At 34.2% G+C, this 15,703-nt stretch carries 15 protein-coding genes and 1 riboswitch; all 15 genes read left to right on the top strand.

Translation table 11 applies throughout. From position 1 onward, the window contains the following. Positions 1 to 16 precede the first annotated feature (16 nt). A complete protein-coding gene (locus G634_RS21535) occupies positions 17 to 1,300 on the top strand; it encodes a C-type lectin domain-containing protein (protein WP_026504556.1) in 1,284 nt (427 codons plus the stop codon). 148 nt (positions 1,301 to 1,448) lie between these two features. Beyond that, a complete protein-coding gene (locus tag G634_RS0106170; RefSeq protein ID WP_026504555.1) occupies positions 1,449 to 3,116 on the top strand; it encodes a putative bifunctional diguanylate cyclase/phosphodiesterase in 1,668 nt (555 codons plus the stop codon). A gap of 40 nt (positions 3,117 to 3,156) precedes the next feature. Beyond that, positions 3,157 to 4,452 carry a homoserine dehydrogenase gene (locus G634_RS0106165; protein WP_026504554.1) on the top strand — a complete coding sequence of 432 codons (1,296 nt, stop codon included), beginning with the start codon at positions 3,157 to 3,159 and terminating at the stop codon, positions 4,450 to 4,452. A gap of 28 nt (positions 4,453 to 4,480) precedes the next feature. Further along, the gene (glpK, locus tag G634_RS0106160) at positions 4,481 to 5,974 is read left to right on the top strand and encodes a glycerol kinase GlpK (RefSeq protein ID WP_026504553.1); all 1,494 of its coding nucleotides are present in this window, start codon (positions 4,481 to 4,483) and stop codon (positions 5,972 to 5,974) included. Between the two features lie 17 nt (positions 5,975 to 5,991). Then, entirely contained in the window at positions 5,992 to 7,425 is a 1,434-nt protein-coding gene (locus tag G634_RS0106155; protein ID WP_026504552.1) for an NAD(P)/FAD-dependent oxidoreductase, read from the top strand. Positions 7,426 to 7,703: 278 nt separating this feature from the next. Continuing rightward, the gene (locus G634_RS0106150; protein ID WP_026504551.1) at positions 7,704 to 9,050 is read left to right on the top strand and encodes an NAD(P)/FAD-dependent oxidoreductase; all 1,347 of its coding nucleotides are present in this window, start codon (positions 7,704 to 7,706) and stop codon (positions 9,048 to 9,050) included. Positions 9,051 to 9,080: 30 nt separating this feature from the next. After that, the gene (locus G634_RS0106145) at positions 9,081 to 9,449 is read left to right on the top strand and encodes a DUF1667 domain-containing protein (RefSeq protein ID WP_026504550.1); all 369 of its coding nucleotides are present in this window, start codon (positions 9,081 to 9,083) and stop codon (positions 9,447 to 9,449) included. A 9-nt stretch (positions 9,450 to 9,458) separates the two neighbouring features. Continuing rightward, positions 9,459 to 10,520 carry a 16S rRNA (cytosine(1402)-N(4))-methyltransferase RsmH gene (gene rsmH, locus G634_RS0106140; RefSeq protein WP_026504549.1) on the top strand — a complete coding sequence of 354 codons (1,062 nt, stop codon included), beginning with the start codon at positions 9,459 to 9,461 and terminating at the stop codon, positions 10,518 to 10,520. 159 nt (positions 10,521 to 10,679) lie between these two features. Then, positions 10,680 to 11,156: a DUF1648 domain-containing protein gene (locus G634_RS0106135; protein ID WP_026504548.1), complete on the top strand. Its 477-nt coding sequence runs from the start codon at positions 10,680 to 10,682 to the stop codon at positions 11,154 to 11,156. A gap of 254 nt (positions 11,157 to 11,410) precedes the next feature. Then, entirely contained in the window at positions 11,411 to 11,839 is a 429-nt protein-coding gene (locus tag G634_RS0106130) for a DUF2798 domain-containing protein (RefSeq protein WP_081676521.1), read from the top strand. Between the two features lie 197 nt (positions 11,840 to 12,036). After that, positions 12,037 to 12,112, top strand: a riboswitch (cyclic di-GMP riboswitch). 99 nt (positions 12,113 to 12,211) lie between these two features. Further along, a complete protein-coding gene (locus G634_RS0106125; RefSeq protein WP_026504546.1) occupies positions 12,212 to 12,781 on the top strand; it encodes a hypothetical protein in 570 nt (189 codons plus the stop codon). Positions 12,782 to 12,920: 139 nt separating this feature from the next. Beyond that, positions 12,921 to 13,571 (top strand): hypothetical protein, encoded by a 651-nt coding sequence (locus tag G634_RS0106120; protein ID WP_155830522.1) that lies wholly within the window; start codon positions 12,921 to 12,923, stop codon positions 13,569 to 13,571. A gap of 205 nt (positions 13,572 to 13,776) precedes the next feature. Continuing rightward, the gene (locus G634_RS0106110) at positions 13,777 to 14,523 is read left to right on the top strand and encodes a class I SAM-dependent methyltransferase (RefSeq protein ID WP_026504544.1); all 747 of its coding nucleotides are present in this window, start codon (positions 13,777 to 13,779) and stop codon (positions 14,521 to 14,523) included. A 111-nt stretch (positions 14,524 to 14,634) separates the two neighbouring features. After that, positions 14,635 to 15,192: an NAD(P)H-dependent oxidoreductase gene (locus G634_RS0106105; protein ID WP_026504543.1), complete on the top strand. Its 558-nt coding sequence runs from the start codon at positions 14,635 to 14,637 to the stop codon at positions 15,190 to 15,192. A 144-nt stretch (positions 15,193 to 15,336) separates the two neighbouring features. Further along, a partial coding sequence (gene tnpA / locus G634_RS0106100; protein WP_051233722.1) for an IS200/IS605 family transposase occupies positions 15,337 to 15,703 on the top strand: 367 nt, incomplete at its 3' end.

Genomic DNA, 15,703 nt, shown 5'->3' with positions numbered 1-15,703 from the left:
CGGGGAAGGAAGAGGCATGAAAAAATATAAATCTTATCTTATTATGCTAGTTCTTATATTGATGTGTGGTGTTTTCCTTTTTTTATTAATAAATCCAGATATATTCAGAAATACTATTAACGATATAAAAAGAGAGGGAAAAACGGAAATCGGAGAAATGGTTTATTTTCTCCCAGAGAAAGATCAAGTTGCTATGGACAGTAAACCCAGGTTTAAAGCAGAGATAAAAGCTAAAGATGAATTTATTAGTGATGTTCAGAAAAAAGAGGATACACTAAAGAGTATTAAATCAGCTGAAAGCGGAATTTATTCGGGATATTATTTTGATGGTATTTATGATTCATGGCAGCAGGCATATGAAAAATATCTTGAAGAATATGGCGAAGATTCTGAAGGGGAAGAATCTTTTTCCTATGGACTAATATATGTTAATGATGATTCCATTCCGGAACTTGTATGCAATTCAGGAAATGAGAATAGCGGGAATCAGATTCTTACATTTTATAACGGAAGAGTTAATGTATTACAGACTAAAAAGCTTTATTTTACTTATTTACCAATGAAAAACCTTTTGGATAATTCAGATGGTGGAGAAGGAAAGTACTTTGATAATTTTTTTAGTATCGAGAATGGTAAATGGTATCTTGTAGCAGAAGGTGAATATGTTAATAAACTAAGTGACAGCAAAGATAATTTTTATAAATTTAACGGGCAATATCTTGCTTCAATGAATGATTATGATGAAAAGGTTAGCGAATACTATCATAAAGAGCTTGTGACATTGCCAAAGACTATTTATGTGTTAAAAGAAATCATGGCTATTATAAAAGAGGGAGCATTTTCTTCTAAAGGGCATACGTATGAGATAGTAAGTGTAGATATTTCATGGAACAATGCAAGAAAAAAATGTGACGAAAAAGGTGGATATCTTGCCACTATAACGTCATTAGAGGAATTACAAACTATTGTAGATACTATTTCTGACAAGAAGCTTACCGGCTATACATTTTTTATAGGAGGGCTTAGAAAAAATGATTTTTCATATGGATGGGCAGAATACGGTAATATAGAAGATTTATCCTATATGCCTTGGTCTGCATATCATGATATGGATATTTTCGGTGAGAATGAACCTTCATATTTTTCCAAAAATGCAGAGGGAAAGAAAATAGATGAAGAAGTTTTTGCTCTTATTTATAAGAACGGTGAATATAAAATTTTTGATGTACCAAAACAGTATTTGAAAGAGTTTCCTGCGAAAAAAGGTAAAATCGGATATATTTGTGAATATTCAGATTAAGTGTTTGACTGCTGCTTTGACTTTTTTATTTATGCATTTTTTTAGCTTAATGCATAAGCGCAAATAAGTGTCAACCATCTAAAACTTGTTAAAATAAAGATTTATATAGTACAATTAGACTATAGTTGAAAAGATGGGGCAATGAGTTATGATTCAAAATATAAAATCGAAAAAAACTATTCTTGGAATCCTCGCATGTACTAATATAGCTATCATAATGTTTACTGTTTGGATTGGAATATGCCAGGTTAGACAAGATGAATGGGTTATGAATCTAAAAATTCCAGTTAGCGGTATTAATGGTTCTTTGCAGACGCTGGTTTATCTGAATTGTATTTTAATGACTATTACCAATTATCAAATTGGTACTAAACTTTCAATCTTTAGTATTGTGTTGTCTTTGGCTAATATCAGCAGAGCTATTTTTGGCAGCAAGAACTATGTTAGTATTCCTGGATTTTTCAATTGTTTTTTACAACTTCTTTCTATTGTAATACTCAGCAGACAATTTAGAATAAGAGAAAATAAGAGAATAACTGATAGAGTAACAGGTCTTGGGAACAGATATGGGTTTGAAGAAGTTTTATCCAGAAAGCTTGATTTAAGGAAAAATGGCAGTATTTTATATATTCACTTAAAAGGTATTATGCAGGCTAATATTGATTTGGGTAGAAATTATGGAGATGAACTGCTTAATATTGTTGCCAAGAGAATTTGTAGCGTATTAGAGGAAAATGGAACAGCATTTAGGATAAGTGGAACAGAATATGCAATTATTTTATTAAATGGAGTAAATCCTCAGGCTGTTTCTAGAGATCTTCTTGAAGAGATTGAAAAGAAAATAGTTATAACCATTAACGAAACTCCGAGAAACTGCTATTTAAATGGAGTTATTGGCATAGTGAAAGATTTTGGCAAAGAAGAAAATATTGAGACTATATTACAACATGCTGACATCGCTATGAATTTTGCAGCTAAGAGTTTTAATGAAAAAATATGTATTTATGATGAAGAAGTAAAAAATCAGGTAGACAGACGAAATCAGATTGAAAGACTGATTAAAGAAAGTCTTGAAAAAGATTATTTTTATCTGGAATATCAGCCACAGTTTTTAATTGACGGCAAGATTCTTAGAGGTTTTGAAACCTTGTGTAGAATGAAGCTTCCAGATGGTACACTTATTTCTCCTAGTGAATTCATTCCTATAGCTGAATCTTCAAATATTATTATAGATTTAGATGAATATGTAATTCGTAAAGCACTTGAACAGTTTAAGAACTTGTGTAATGAATATGGAGATTCAATAACACTTTCTGTTAATGTGTCGGCTAAGGGAATTGCACTGCCAGATTTTCCTAATAAACTATTGGAAATTATAGAAAAAGCAGATTTTCCAAGAGAATGTTTGGAAATAGAGATTACAGAATATTCACTTTCTGATTCTCCTTCGCAGACAATGAAGAATGTCGAGATATTAAGAGCAAATGGTGTGAAACTGGCACTTGATGATTTTGGTTCTGGATATACTTCTTTAGCACAACTTCTTCATATACCTGTAAGCCGAATAAAAATTGATAAAAGTATGATTGAAAATATTGATAGCAATCAGACTAATAAAGATTTCGTTAAAACTATGATTTATTTAGGACACCTTATGAAATGTGATGTAATAGTAGAAGGAGTCGAAGATTATAATCAGTACGACCTTGTAAGAGATTTTTCAGGAGATCTTATTCAGGGATTTATGTGGGGAAAACCTCAAAGTCTGGAAGATACCGTAAGACTATGTTCGGAATATCTTGTAAATAATAAATAATATAGATATAAGCGACTATTTCGCTGGATTGAAGGGTAAAATGAAAAAAATTAATATCGGAATGCTTGGTATAGGAAATATTGGTGTCGGAACATATAGAACTTTGGAAATGAGCCGAGCAAAAATTGAACAGTCAACAGGAATGTCTCTTGATATTGTAAAGATTCTTAATAGACATCCTGAAAAGGATAGAGGAATAGATATTCCTAAGGAAAAGTATGTATCTGATATAAAAGATATAGTTGAAGATCCTGATATTGATATAGTCGTTGAACTTATAGGAGGAATTGAGCCTGCAACTACATATATGGCCGAGGCTTTAAAGCATGGGAAACACGTAGTTACAGCTAATAAGGCAGCTATAGCAGCAAATGGTAAATATCTTCAGGAACTTGCATATAATTCTCAGCTTATGCTCAGATTTGAAGCGAGCGTTGCAGGAGGAATTCCTATTCTGAATGCGATTTCAAGTGCGCTTATTTCAAACGAGTTTAGTCAGGTTCAGGGTATTTTAAATGGAACAACAAATTATATTTTGACCAAAATGACTGAAAATGGAACTCCCTATGAAGATGTTTTAATAGATGCTCAGAAGAAAGGTTTTGCAGAAGCAGATCCAACAGCAGATGTTGAGGGAATTGATGCTGCTAATAAACTATCAATTCTTATTTCGCTTTTATTTGGAATAGGTATAAAGCCAGAGAATATTCCTACAAAGGGAATTACTTCTGTAACCAGTGAAGATATTTCTTTTGCCAAAGAATTTGGATATAAAATAAAGCTTCTTGCGTCAGCACATAATAGTAATGGGAAGGTTACTTGTAATGTTGAGCCATCACTGGTTCCAGAGAATCATCCACTTGCTAATGTAAATAATGAATTTAATGCAGTTTATATAACAGGAAACGCAGTGGATAATCTCATGTTCTATGGTAGAGGCGCAGGACCACTTCCAACAGGAAGTGCTGTAATAGGTGATGTAGTAAGTGTTGCCAGAAAAATCGAAAAAGATGCGGCCTATGACTTGCTTCCTCATTTAAGATACGATGCTGATTTAGAATTTGCAGGTGAAGGATCGCATCAGTATTACATAAGAGTACATGCTGAAGATCATCCGGGTGTTTTAGGTCAGATTACATCTACTCTTGGTGTATACGGAATAGGCATTAAGACTATGATGCAAAGAGCAGGGGATAATAGCGGTGGTACTGTACCTATGATTTTTATAGTATATGATATCGATCAGTCAATTTTGAACACTGCACTTAACGTCCTTCTTACCAATGGTAGTGTTCAGTCTGTTGATAATGTGCTGAGAGTATTGAAAAATAATTAAATGTTTTTTGAAGGAAAAAAGGGGAATTATGGGAAAGTATATTATGTCATTTGATGCCGGAACGACCAGTAGCAGATGTATTTTGTTCAATGAAAATGGAGAGGTTTGCAGTAAAGTACAAAAGGAATTTACACAGTATTTTCCGCGAGCTGGCTGGGTTGAACATGATGCAAGTGAAATTTGGCAGACACAGCTTAGTGTTGCTCGTAAAGCTATGCAGGAAGTTGGTGCTACCTATAAGGATATTACTGCGATTGGTATTACCAACCAACGTGAAACAACTATTTTATGGGACAGGGTTACAGGTCAGCCTGTATCAAGAGCTATAGTCTGGCAGTGTCGTAGAACCTCTAAGTTTACTGAAAGGCTTAAAGAAGACAATGAATTAATTGAGACGTTTCGCGAAAAAACAGGATTAATACTTGATCCTTACTTTTCAGGAACTAAAATAAAGTGGATTTTGGATAATGTTGAAGGCGTAAGAGAAAAGGCTAATAAGGGAGAAATCTGTTTTGGAACTGTTGATTCATGGCTTATTTATAAGCTTACTAAGGGGAAAGTTCATGTAACAGATTATTCTAATGCGTCTAGAACGCTTCTTTTTAATATTAATACCTTAAAATGGGATGAAGAACTCTGCGAAATACTTGATATTCCGATGCAAATTTTACCAGAGGTAAAGCCATCAAGTTATGTATATGGAGAAAGTGATGCTGAGTTTTTTGGCGGACCTATTGCAATTGCAGGGGCAGCAGGCGACCAACAGGCTGCTTTGTTTGGCCAAATGTGTTTTGACAAAGGCGATGCTAAGAACACATATGGAACAGGATGCTTTATGCTCATGAATACAGGAGATAAGCCTATTTTTTCACAAAATGGCTTACTTTCTACAATAGCATGGGGAATTGATGGAAAGGTTACGTATGCCCTGGAGGGGTCGGTATATTCGGCGGGAGCAGCAATTCAGTGGCTAAGAGATGAACTTAGAATAATAGATAAATCTCCGGATTCTGAATACTTTGCAACTCAGGTCGAAGATACAAATGGGTGTTATGTTGTTCCTGCGTTTACTGGGTTAGGAGCACCTTATTGGGATCCTTTTGCAAGAGGAATAATAACAGGACTTACAAGAGGAGTTAATAAGTATCATATAATAAGAGCCACACTTGAGTCTTTGGCTTTTCAGACAAACGATGTTCTGCATGCAATGGAACTGGACTCAGGAATTCATCTTTCTTCCTTGAAAGTTGATGGTGGTGCGTGCATGAACAATTTTTTGATGCAGTTTCAATCAGATATTATTAATGCACCGGTTCATCGTCCAGAGTGCGTTGAAACTACAGCAATGGGAGCAGCATATCTAGCTGGTCTTGCAGCCAAGTTTTGGAAAGATATTGATGATATCAAAAAGAACAGAAAAATAGATAAAGAGTTTTTGCCTAATATGTCAGAGGAAGAAAGATGCAGGGAACTTAAAGGTTGGAATCAGGCAGTTAAAGCTACTTTCGGATGGGCTGAATAATAAGGAGAACTGGTATGTTGTATGACGTAGTTATAATTGGAGCAGGAGTAAGCGGTTGTGCTATAGCAAGAGAACTATCGAAATACAAGCTTAATATATGCGTTCTGGAAAAAGAAGAAGACGTTTGCTGTGGAACCAGCAAAGCGAACAGTGCAATAATTCATGCTGGTTTTGATGCAAAGCCGGGATCACTTATGGCTAAATTGAATGTTTTGGGCAACGAAATGATGGATGATTTGTCTGAAGATTTAGACATTCCTTTTAAACGAAATGGTTCTATGGTAGTGTGCATTAATAAAGTTGGATTAAAAGGTCTTCAGGAATTATATGAAAGAGGCATTGCGAATAAAGTTAAGAAGCTTAAGCTTTTGTCAAGAGACGAAGCACTTAAGTTAGAACCTAATCTTTCAGATAATGTTGAGGGAGCATTACTTGCTCCAACGGGCGGAATAGTCTGCCCGTTTATTTTGAATATCGCTATGGCAGAGAATGCATATGAGAATGAAGTAAGTTTTTACTTTAATACTAAAGTCTTAAAAATATCAAAGTGTGAAGATTTTTATCAAATAATCACGAATAATGGTGATTATAGAGCAAAATATATTGTAAATGCTGCAGGTGTATACGCAGATGTATTTCACAACATGGTTTCTGAAAATAAAATTCATATTACACCTAGACGAGGAGATTACTGCCTTTTAGATAAAGAAATGGGGCATCATGTTACTCATACTATATTTCAGCTTCCTACAAAATATGGTAAGGGTGTTTTGGTATCGCCTACAGTACATGGGAATCTGATTGTAGGACCTACTGCAATTGATATTGAAGACAAGGAATCTACAGCAACTACTATGGAAGGAATTAATGAGCTTATTCATAAATCTGAAATAAGTGTTAAAAACCTTCAAGTATCCAAAAATGTCATTACCAGTTTTGCAGGATTAAGAGCCTGCGAAGCCAATCACGATTTTATCATACGAGAAGTTCCTGATGCCCCATGTTTTATAGATTGTGTAGGAATTGAGTCTCCAGGTCTTACCGCCAGTCCTGCAATCGGGGTAATGGTTCGTGAAATTCTTGTAAGTAAAGAACATCCAGTTTTAAAAGATAACTGGAAATCCAAAAGAAAAGGTATATTAAATCCCAATAATCTATCAATAAATGAACGCAATAAACTCATAAAAAATAATCCTTCATATGGAAATATCGTATGCAGATGTGAGTCTGTTTCGGAGGGAGAAATACTAGATGCAATTAATAGACCACTTGGAGCCCGTTCTCTTGATGGAGTAAAGAGAAGAACAAGAGCTGGAATGGGACGATGTCAGGCGGGGTTCTGTAGTCCTAAAGTTATGGAGATAATAAGCAGAGAACTTGATATTCCAATGGAAGAAATTACTAAATGTGGCGGAAAGTCACATATTGTACTTGAAAAAACCAAGAAATAAAAGTATACTTTATAGTTTTATGTAATCTGTTTTGCTGTTTGTATATTTCGTCGCAGACACGCTTTCGCTTGATTATAAACGTAATGGTACATAAGGTTCTAAAATACAGAACCTAAGTACCAACGTTTATATACAGTTCTGCTCATGAAATATTACAAGCCAGCAAAACTCATTTATCAAATATAAGTAACAATAAAGTATAAGTTTTTTTCTCAAAAAATATAAAAAGTGCCTGGGACTAAGCGTTTGCATTAAGCTGCAGATAAAAGGAGTGAAAAATGCAAAAGTACGATATTGTAATTATAGGAGGAGGTCCAGCAGGACTTTCAGCAGGACTTTCTGCTAAAAAAGCAGGGATAGACTCTATTTTAATTCTGGAAAGAGATTCAGAACTTGGAGGGATTCTAAATCAGTGTATACATAACGGATTTGGGCTACATACTTTTAAAGAAGAACTTACAGGACCTGAATATGCTTCTAGATTTATAGAGCAAATAATAGATAAAGATATTGAATACAGGTTAGATACCATGGTTTTGGATATTTCTCCAAACAGAATTGTTACAGCCATGAACAAAACAGAGGGAATGTTTCAGATTAGAGCAGGCGCTGTTATTCTGGCTATGGGATGCAGAGAAAGACCAAGAGGAGCTTTGAATATACCAGGATATCGACCTGCCGGTATTTTTTCTGCTGGAACTGCTCAAAGACTTGTAAATATTGAAGGGTATCTTCCGGGGAAAGAAGTTGTTATTTTGGGTTCTGGCGACATAGGGCTTATTATGGCAAGGAGAATGACTTTAGAAGGTGCAAAAGTCAAAGTTGTGGCAGAAGTAATGCCATATTCAGGCGGATTAAAACGAAATATTGTTCAATGTCTTGATGATTATCAAATTCCTCTTAAGCTTTCACATACTGTTGTAGATATTGAAGGAAAAGACCATATAGAAGCGGTTACAATTGCTGAGGTAGATTCCAACAGGAAAGTTATACAGGGAACAGAAAAACGATATACTTGTGATACTTTACTGCTATCAGTTGGACTTATCCCAGAAAATGAGTTATCCAAAAATGCCGGAATAGAAATAAGCTCTGTTACAAATGGTCCGATTGTTAATGAAAGTCTTGAAACCAGTATAAGCGGAATCTTTGCCTGTGGAAATGTGCTTCATGTTCATGATTTGGTGGATTTTGTTTCGGAAGAAGCCGGAAAAGCCGGAGAAAGCGCAGCTTTGTATGTATTAAAATCTAAGGAAACAAGAGATGATGTAAATGAAAATTTGTCAAATGTAATAGTCAATAGGACTAATTTAACTGATAGTGAAAGTTTGGGTGATTTAAGAACAGATACCATTATAAATGTAAAAGCAGAAGAAGGGGTTCGTTATACAGTGCCTTCAAAGATAAGAAGCTTGCACGTTAATAAATTTATTAATCTACGTTTTCGAGTTGGAAATGTTTATAAAAACTCATTTGTAAGCGTTTATTTAGATAATGAAAGAGTTATTCATAACAAAAAAAGAATTCTTTCACCAGGCGAAATGGAACAGGTTGTAGTAACTAAAGAAATGCTTTGTCAAAAGACTGATTTAAAAAATATTACTTTAAAAATAGAGTCTGAATAGTTATGCAATATATTTAGAAAGGAGCTTTTTGTGGATATAAAAGAGCTTACATGTATTGGATGCCCAATGGGATGTTTACTGACAGTTAAAATACAAGATGGAATAGTCCAGAAAGTTTCAGGAAATAATTGCGCAAATGGGGATGTATATGCCAGAAAAGAAGTAACTAATCCCACAAGAATAGTCACAAGCACAGTGGTAATAAAAAACGGTAATAAACCACGTCTATCAGTGAAAACAAAATCTGATATTCCTAAAGACAAGATTATGGAAGTGATGGAAAAGATAAATGATACAGTAGTAAATGCCCCTAAAAATATAGGAGATGTTATAATAAACAACGTTGCAGATACAGGAGTTGATGTTATCGCAACAAAAAATATTAAAAGAGTAGGATGATTCAAAGATATGGAAGAAAAAAAGCATCAGAGAAGACCGCATTATAGTGGTAAATACCCCAAAAAATTCAGTGAAAAATATAAGGAACAGAACCCTTTAAAATACGCAGATACAATTAATAAGGTTATATCTAAAGGAAGTACCCCTGCTGGAATGCACATTCCTATTATGGTCGATGAAATTTTGGAAAAACTAGCTATAAAACCAGGAGAAAAAGGATTGGACTGTACACTTGGATATGGCGGGCATTCTACTAAAATGCTGGAAAAATTAAAAGGAAAAGGTCATTTGTATGCCCTTGATATAGATCCTATTGAAATAGAGAAAACAAAAGAGAGAATTGCTCAAAGAGGTTTTGGTGAAAATCTTTTCACAGCAATACATACAAATTTTAGAAATATAGATAAAGTTGCCCTGGAATATGGAAAATTTGATTTTCTCTTGGCAGACCTTGGAGTTTCATCGATGCAGATAGATGATCCAAAGAGAGGTTTTTCTTACAAAATTGATGGACCATTAGATCTTAGAATGAATCCAGAACAGGGAGAACCAGCATCTGAAAGATTAAAAAATCTAACTAAAGAAGAATTGATTGGAATGTTCGTTGAGAACTCTGATGAGCCATATGCTGACAAAATTGCAACTGAAATTGTCCGTATTCAGAAAAAAGGTCAGATAATTGATACAACTACAGCGCTTAGAGAGCTGATTTATAATGTAGTGTGCAATCAAAAAGACATAAAAAATCTCCCTGAAAAAGAGCAGAAAGAATTTGCAAAGAAATCCTGTGCAAGAGTTTTTCAGGCATTGAGAATTGATGTTAACAGTGAATTTGAAGTTTTATACGATTTTTTGGAAAAGCTTCCAGAGGTTCTTGCAGATGGAGGAAGAGCAGTAATTCTCACCTTCCACTCTGGAGAAGATAGAATGGTCAAGAAGGCTTTCAAATCATATTCTAAAACCGGAGAATTTGAATGTAGTAAGGATGTTATAAGACCTTCAAAAGAAGAGTGCTTCAGAAATCCTAGAGCACATTCAACAAAACTTCGATGGATTATCAAGAAAAAGTGATATATAATTTGAGAATGGTATTAAAGTAAGCAACCCTAAATTTCTCTAACGACAAATTTAGGGCTAGTAAGTTTTTTATTGTTCTTATGAAAATAATATCCTTTGAAAACGGATATTGTTACTTGATTAAACTGTTTGTAAATTCGAGGGGAACAAGGTATGAGACCATTTTTAACTATATTTCATTTGATTCAGGAAATCATTGGAGTAATTTGCAGTGTCGCTTCTGTTGTAATAGCGATTGTTATGACTTTTACTATTAAAGAACAGATTCCAGTTCATTTTGATTTTGCGGGAAATGTTGATCGCTACGGTTCTATAGGTGCCGTGCTTATCATGCCACTAATCCTTTTACCAACTATTCTTATTATGGTAGCAGCGACGCATTTATTCCCGTTATCATTGTGGAGTCTTCCGGTAAAACCAAAGCCTTCTAAAGAGGCTCTTATATATCGTGATTCAGCATATTTGGTGACTTTATATACACTGCAGACTGGAGTATATTCCTTGCTATACACTTGTTTTTACGGATTTAAAAAGACATTTCTTCTAGGCCCGTTAAGTTTTGCGTTATGCGTTACAATGCTTCTTACTGCAGTTGTCATTTTTGTGAAATGTATAGTGGAGAATAGGTGAAACTAGTGAGTAGATAGGAAGAGTCAATATGATCAGCTTATTTCTTTTGAAAAAGGGTATTACATAAAGAAGCGTTTTCTGATATAATCACAAACTGTTGAATGTAATAAAGAAGACGCTAAAGTAGGTAATATTGGAAACGCACACTCACATAAAGTGATAACGAACAACACGCTTAAGTCTTCCCTGTTTTTGAAAGGAGATTTTACGTGTTACCACAGAATAAGTTTCAGGATGTTATTTTCACCATTTTTATGGCATTTGTCATGGTCTATGCAATGATTTGCTACAATATCGCTCTTAATGTAGGTGGAATGCAGAATTTTGTATTTCTAGCAGCATTTAAGGAAATGCTGATTATGTGGCCTATTGCAATAGCGCTAGAACTGTTATTTGTAGGAAAGCTTGCACAAAAGCTTGCGTTTAGATTTGTAACCCCCAGAAAAGATTCAATGATCATGATAATTCTATCTATTTCTGCAATGTCAGTTTGCCTTATGTGTCCGTTAATGAGCCTTACGGCAACATTTCTTTTCAAAGATGCAGGAAAAGAATTAGTGGCAGTATGGCTTCAGACTACTGCCATGAACTTTCCTATGGCTCTTTGCTGGCAGATATTCTTCGCAGGACCTTTGGTGCGTAATGTATTTGGTTTCTTTGTAAAGAAGTTTTCCAAAAATTGAAGATTTTAAAATAGATTTTTTTCTTATTTAGGCATGTGCTTATTATTTAGTAAGTACATGTCTTTCTTTTGTAATATGCCTGTTAAGCTATAGAACCAAAGTGGATGAATCCGACAGAAATTACTTAAGAAATATAAAATCGAAATAATGGTGGTTGAAATAGTTATTGAAATGTGATACTCTTTGTAAGTCGCTAAAACTAAAAATAGCAAATTTCGTGAAAGCGGAAGACGCAAAACTCTAGAGCCTTTAAAATGGCAGTCAGTTGCTGATAGTTATTTACTCGAATACATGGTTTTGTTAGCCCTCAGCTTTGCTGAAGGCTTTTTTAGTTTTTTCACATAAAAAAAGTGAAATAGGAGTTAATAGAAAATGAAATTGAGAATGAATACTGTAGTAATGACTATAGCAATTGTTTTGGGAAGTATCTTTATGTTTTCTAGCGAGGCAGAGGCAAAGACACATTTTCGATATGATGTACCAGATACTATTACTAGAGATACATATATTGAAGGGATAGGGTATTTCATTGGATTTAATTATTTTGGACAGGGCATTTTTTCTGATGAACCAGCATCATCATATGTTATTGATTTAGGTAGAGAAATAAATGATGATGATGATCCATACTCAACAGTTGAAAAAGCTTGTCAACATTATGTATATGAGATAAGAGAAGATGTTAAAGCTGGTCAGGAATACGGATATAAACCTTCACTTAAGTATGTACAAGAGAGCATTAAGCAGGATCATCCAGCAGATATCATAGCTGATTTGTTTGGGAAGACTAAAACTGAAAGGTCGAAGGCTATGCAAATATATGTAAACTTAGCTTATCAAGGTTATTCAATCAAAGAGATATATATACTTATGGGATCTTGTAATTTTTCAGAAGAAGTAATGTCTCAGTTATTTTATTCTGTCTATAATCAGGCTCAGTAAGAAAAAGAAAATTAAATTTTTATTTGATAATACTGCTTAAAAAAGGCTCAAATCAGTGATGGTTAGAGCCTTTTTTGTGTTATGATATAAGGAACTATTGAGCTTGGGTGATGGAGTATGGAAAAAAGGATCGTATAATATGGCATCTAGTATCATGCATTTAGCAGTAATTAATGAACTTACTAAGAAGTTTACTTTTAAAGATGAAAGCAGGCTTAAGTTTGGGGCAGTCCTGCCTGATGCTGGAGCAAAACAAGTAGGACATTTGAAGATAAGTTTTTGTGGAAGCAATAAAAAGGCTTACGATTTTGAGTTTTTTAGATCAAAATATGGAAATCTAATGAAGGAAGATGACCTGTATCTTGGGTATTACCTTCATCTTGTTCAAGATGTTTGCTACAGGCATTTTGTCTACGACAAGTATCATTGGAATCCTTTAATTCCTGGTAATATTGAAAGGCTTCACAATGATTATTCCATTATTAACCACTATGTTATTGAAAAGTATCAGCTCAATAACACTCTTAAAGTACCATCACAATTTGAAAAAGAGTTTATTAATGAAATTTGCATATTTGATGTCAATAGCTTAATGGAATCTTTGGAAGAGTATTTTAACAAAACTCCTAATGGTGATGTTTTCTTTTTTACCAGAGAAATGGCGGATGAGTATATAACTGAGGCTACAGAGATATGTGAGAAAGAACTTACAGCTCTTGAAGAGGGAACAGACCTTATAAGTAGCTATGAAACTGCGTGGGACAGGTGTAGTGGATCATTTTACATTTAAAACAACTATTAAAATGACAATAGAAAAGTTATATAAATTATTAAAATAACAGGAGTTTGAAGATGGAAAAAGAATACAACTGCGGATTTACCAATGATAACAAATGGTTCAGATACAGGGCAGCAGCCATAATAGTAGAGGGAGACTATGTCCTTTTTGCTGGTATTTGAAAGAAAAAAACACATATAGGAAGGAACGATGGGAAATGGCTAAGCAGAATATTTTTGACAATGAGACTTTTTTTGAGGGGTACAAGACAATAAGAGATAAGGAAGGTAATGCAAATGATTTATTTGAAATACCAGCGTTATTTTCGTTACTTCCTAATCTTGAGAATAAGAGTATCCTTGATCTTGGATGCGGCTTTGGTGAGCATTGCGCAAAATTTGTTGAAAAGGGTGCTTTAAAGGTGGTTGGGATTGATATTTCAGAGAAGATGCTTGAAGTTGCAAGAAAAGAAAATTCCAATCCTGCAATTACCTATCTTCATCTTCCAATTGAAGATGTTGAAAAAGTTGAAGGAAAGTTTGATGTTGTAATTAGCTCTCTTGCTTTCCACTATGTTGAAGATTTTGACGGTGTAGTAAAAAAGATTTATGAAAAATTAAATGAAGGCGGAAGCTTTGTTTTTTCACAGGAAAATCCGATTAATACTACATATTGCGGTGACATTCCTCGTTGGACAAAAGATGAGAATGGTAAAAAACTATATGTTAACTTTGCTAATTATGCAGTGGAAGGTGAGCGTGAGTCTGAATGGTTTGTGGAAGGAATAAAGAAGTATCACCGCATGTTTTCGACTATAATTAATACGCTTACAGAAAATGGATTCATAGTTGAGAAGTTGATTGAGCCTACTCCAACTGACGATATATTACAAAAGTTTCCAAATCAGGATGACCTTTTCCACAAACCGGATTTTCTATTGGTAAGAGCCAAAAAGAATATGTAATAGCACGCAATTTACTAGAACAGTTATGAAATACAAGTTTAAAGGAAAGTTTTGCAGAGGATAATTGTTTTTGTAGTTTTATTTGAACTATTATTATTCAAAGGAGGCTAAATGATGATTCTATTTGTAAATGCATGCGTTAAAGAGAATTCTAGAACAAAGAAAATTGCTGACAAGCTTCTCGAAAAGCTTAGTGGTGAAATACTTGAAGTTAAACTGGAAAATGTCTTTTTCCCTAAAACTGATGAAGAATTTCTTAAATACAGAGATGATTGCATAAAAAGAGGAGATTTTTCAGATGACTATTTTAATTTTGCCAAAAACTTTGCGAATGCAGATATTATCGTAATGGCAGCTCCTTACTACGATTTATCATTTCCGGCTTTATTAAAGCAGTACATTGAGCATATTAATGTTATGGGTATAACATTTGAGTACACCAATGAAGGGCAACCTAAATCTCTTTGCAGTGCGAAAAAACTCTATTATGTCATGACAGCTGGAGGAACATTTGTTCCGGATGAGTATGGATATGGTTATATAAAAGCACTTGCACAGAATTTTTACGGAATTAAGGAGTGCGAGAAAATTCAAGCGGTAGGGCTGGACATAATTGGAACTGATGTTGAAATGGTTATTAATAAATGTATAGAGAGCATTATTCTTTAGAGGATGTATTTTACAGATTGGAAAAAATTGGACTAATTTTTTATAGAGGATTATATTGATAACATTGGCGGCTAACTCGTGACTTTAGTCATGAGTTAGCCGCCTTTTCTTGACTCTGCTAATTACGTATGGTATTATATAGACATGGATAAAGATAGAATATTCACAATGAATTCAGATGTAACGCATGGTAGAGGGTATGTATACTGCTTGCAGTACCATATAGTATGGTGTACCAAGTATCGTAAGAAGGTCATTATTGGCAATATAGAGTCAGATGTTAAAGAACATCTTTACCGTACAGCCGAAGATTTAGGCATTAAAATCCTTGCTCTGGAAACAATGCCTGACCATATACATCTGCTTATAGAATGTAAGCCTCAATGCAGGATTTCAGATGCAATTAAAGTATTCAAAGGCAATACTGCAAGATGGCTGTTTCTTACACATCCAGAAATCAAAACTAAGCTTTGGGGTGGACATTTATGGAATCCATCATATTTTGTAGCAA

Source organism: Butyrivibrio sp. NC3005, from assembly GCF_000424545.1.
In the GTDB taxonomy this organism is placed as follows: Bacteria; Bacillota; Clostridia; order Lachnospirales; family Lachnospiraceae; genus Butyrivibrio.
This window is presented reverse-complemented; position numbering and strand designations above follow the sequence as displayed.

Coding starts and splice junctions, on each gene's coding strand:
- G634_RS0106105 (WP_026504543.1), top strand. CDS start 14,635: ATGATGATTCTATTTGTAAATGCATGCGTTAAAGAGAATTCTAGAACA.
- G634_RS21535 (WP_026504556.1), top strand. CDS start 17: ATGAAAAAATATAAATCTTATCTTATTATGCTAGTTCTTATATTGATG.
- G634_RS0106135 (WP_026504548.1), top strand. CDS start 10,680: ATGAGACCATTTTTAACTATATTTCATTTGATTCAGGAAATCATTGGA.
- G634_RS0106110 (WP_026504544.1), top strand. CDS start 13,777: ATGGCTAAGCAGAATATTTTTGACAATGAGACTTTTTTTGAGGGGTAC.
- G634_RS0106125 (WP_026504546.1), top strand. CDS start 12,212: ATGAAATTGAGAATGAATACTGTAGTAATGACTATAGCAATTGTTTTG.
- G634_RS0106120 (WP_155830522.1), top strand. CDS start 12,921: ATGGCATCTAGTATCATGCATTTAGCAGTAATTAATGAACTTACTAAG.
- G634_RS0106150 (WP_026504551.1), top strand. CDS start 7,704: ATGCAAAAGTACGATATTGTAATTATAGGAGGAGGTCCAGCAGGACTT.
- G634_RS0106130 (WP_081676521.1), top strand. CDS start 11,411: ATGGCATTTGTCATGGTCTATGCAATGATTTGCTACAATATCGCTCTT.
- rsmH (WP_026504549.1), top strand. CDS start 9,459: ATGGAAGAAAAAAAGCATCAGAGAAGACCGCATTATAGTGGTAAATAC.
- glpK (WP_026504553.1), top strand. CDS start 4,481: ATGGGAAAGTATATTATGTCATTTGATGCCGGAACGACCAGTAGCAGA.
- G634_RS0106170 (WP_026504555.1), top strand. CDS start 1,449: ATGATTCAAAATATAAAATCGAAAAAAACTATTCTTGGAATCCTCGCA.
- G634_RS0106165 (WP_026504554.1), top strand. CDS start 3,157: ATGAAAAAAATTAATATCGGAATGCTTGGTATAGGAAATATTGGTGTC.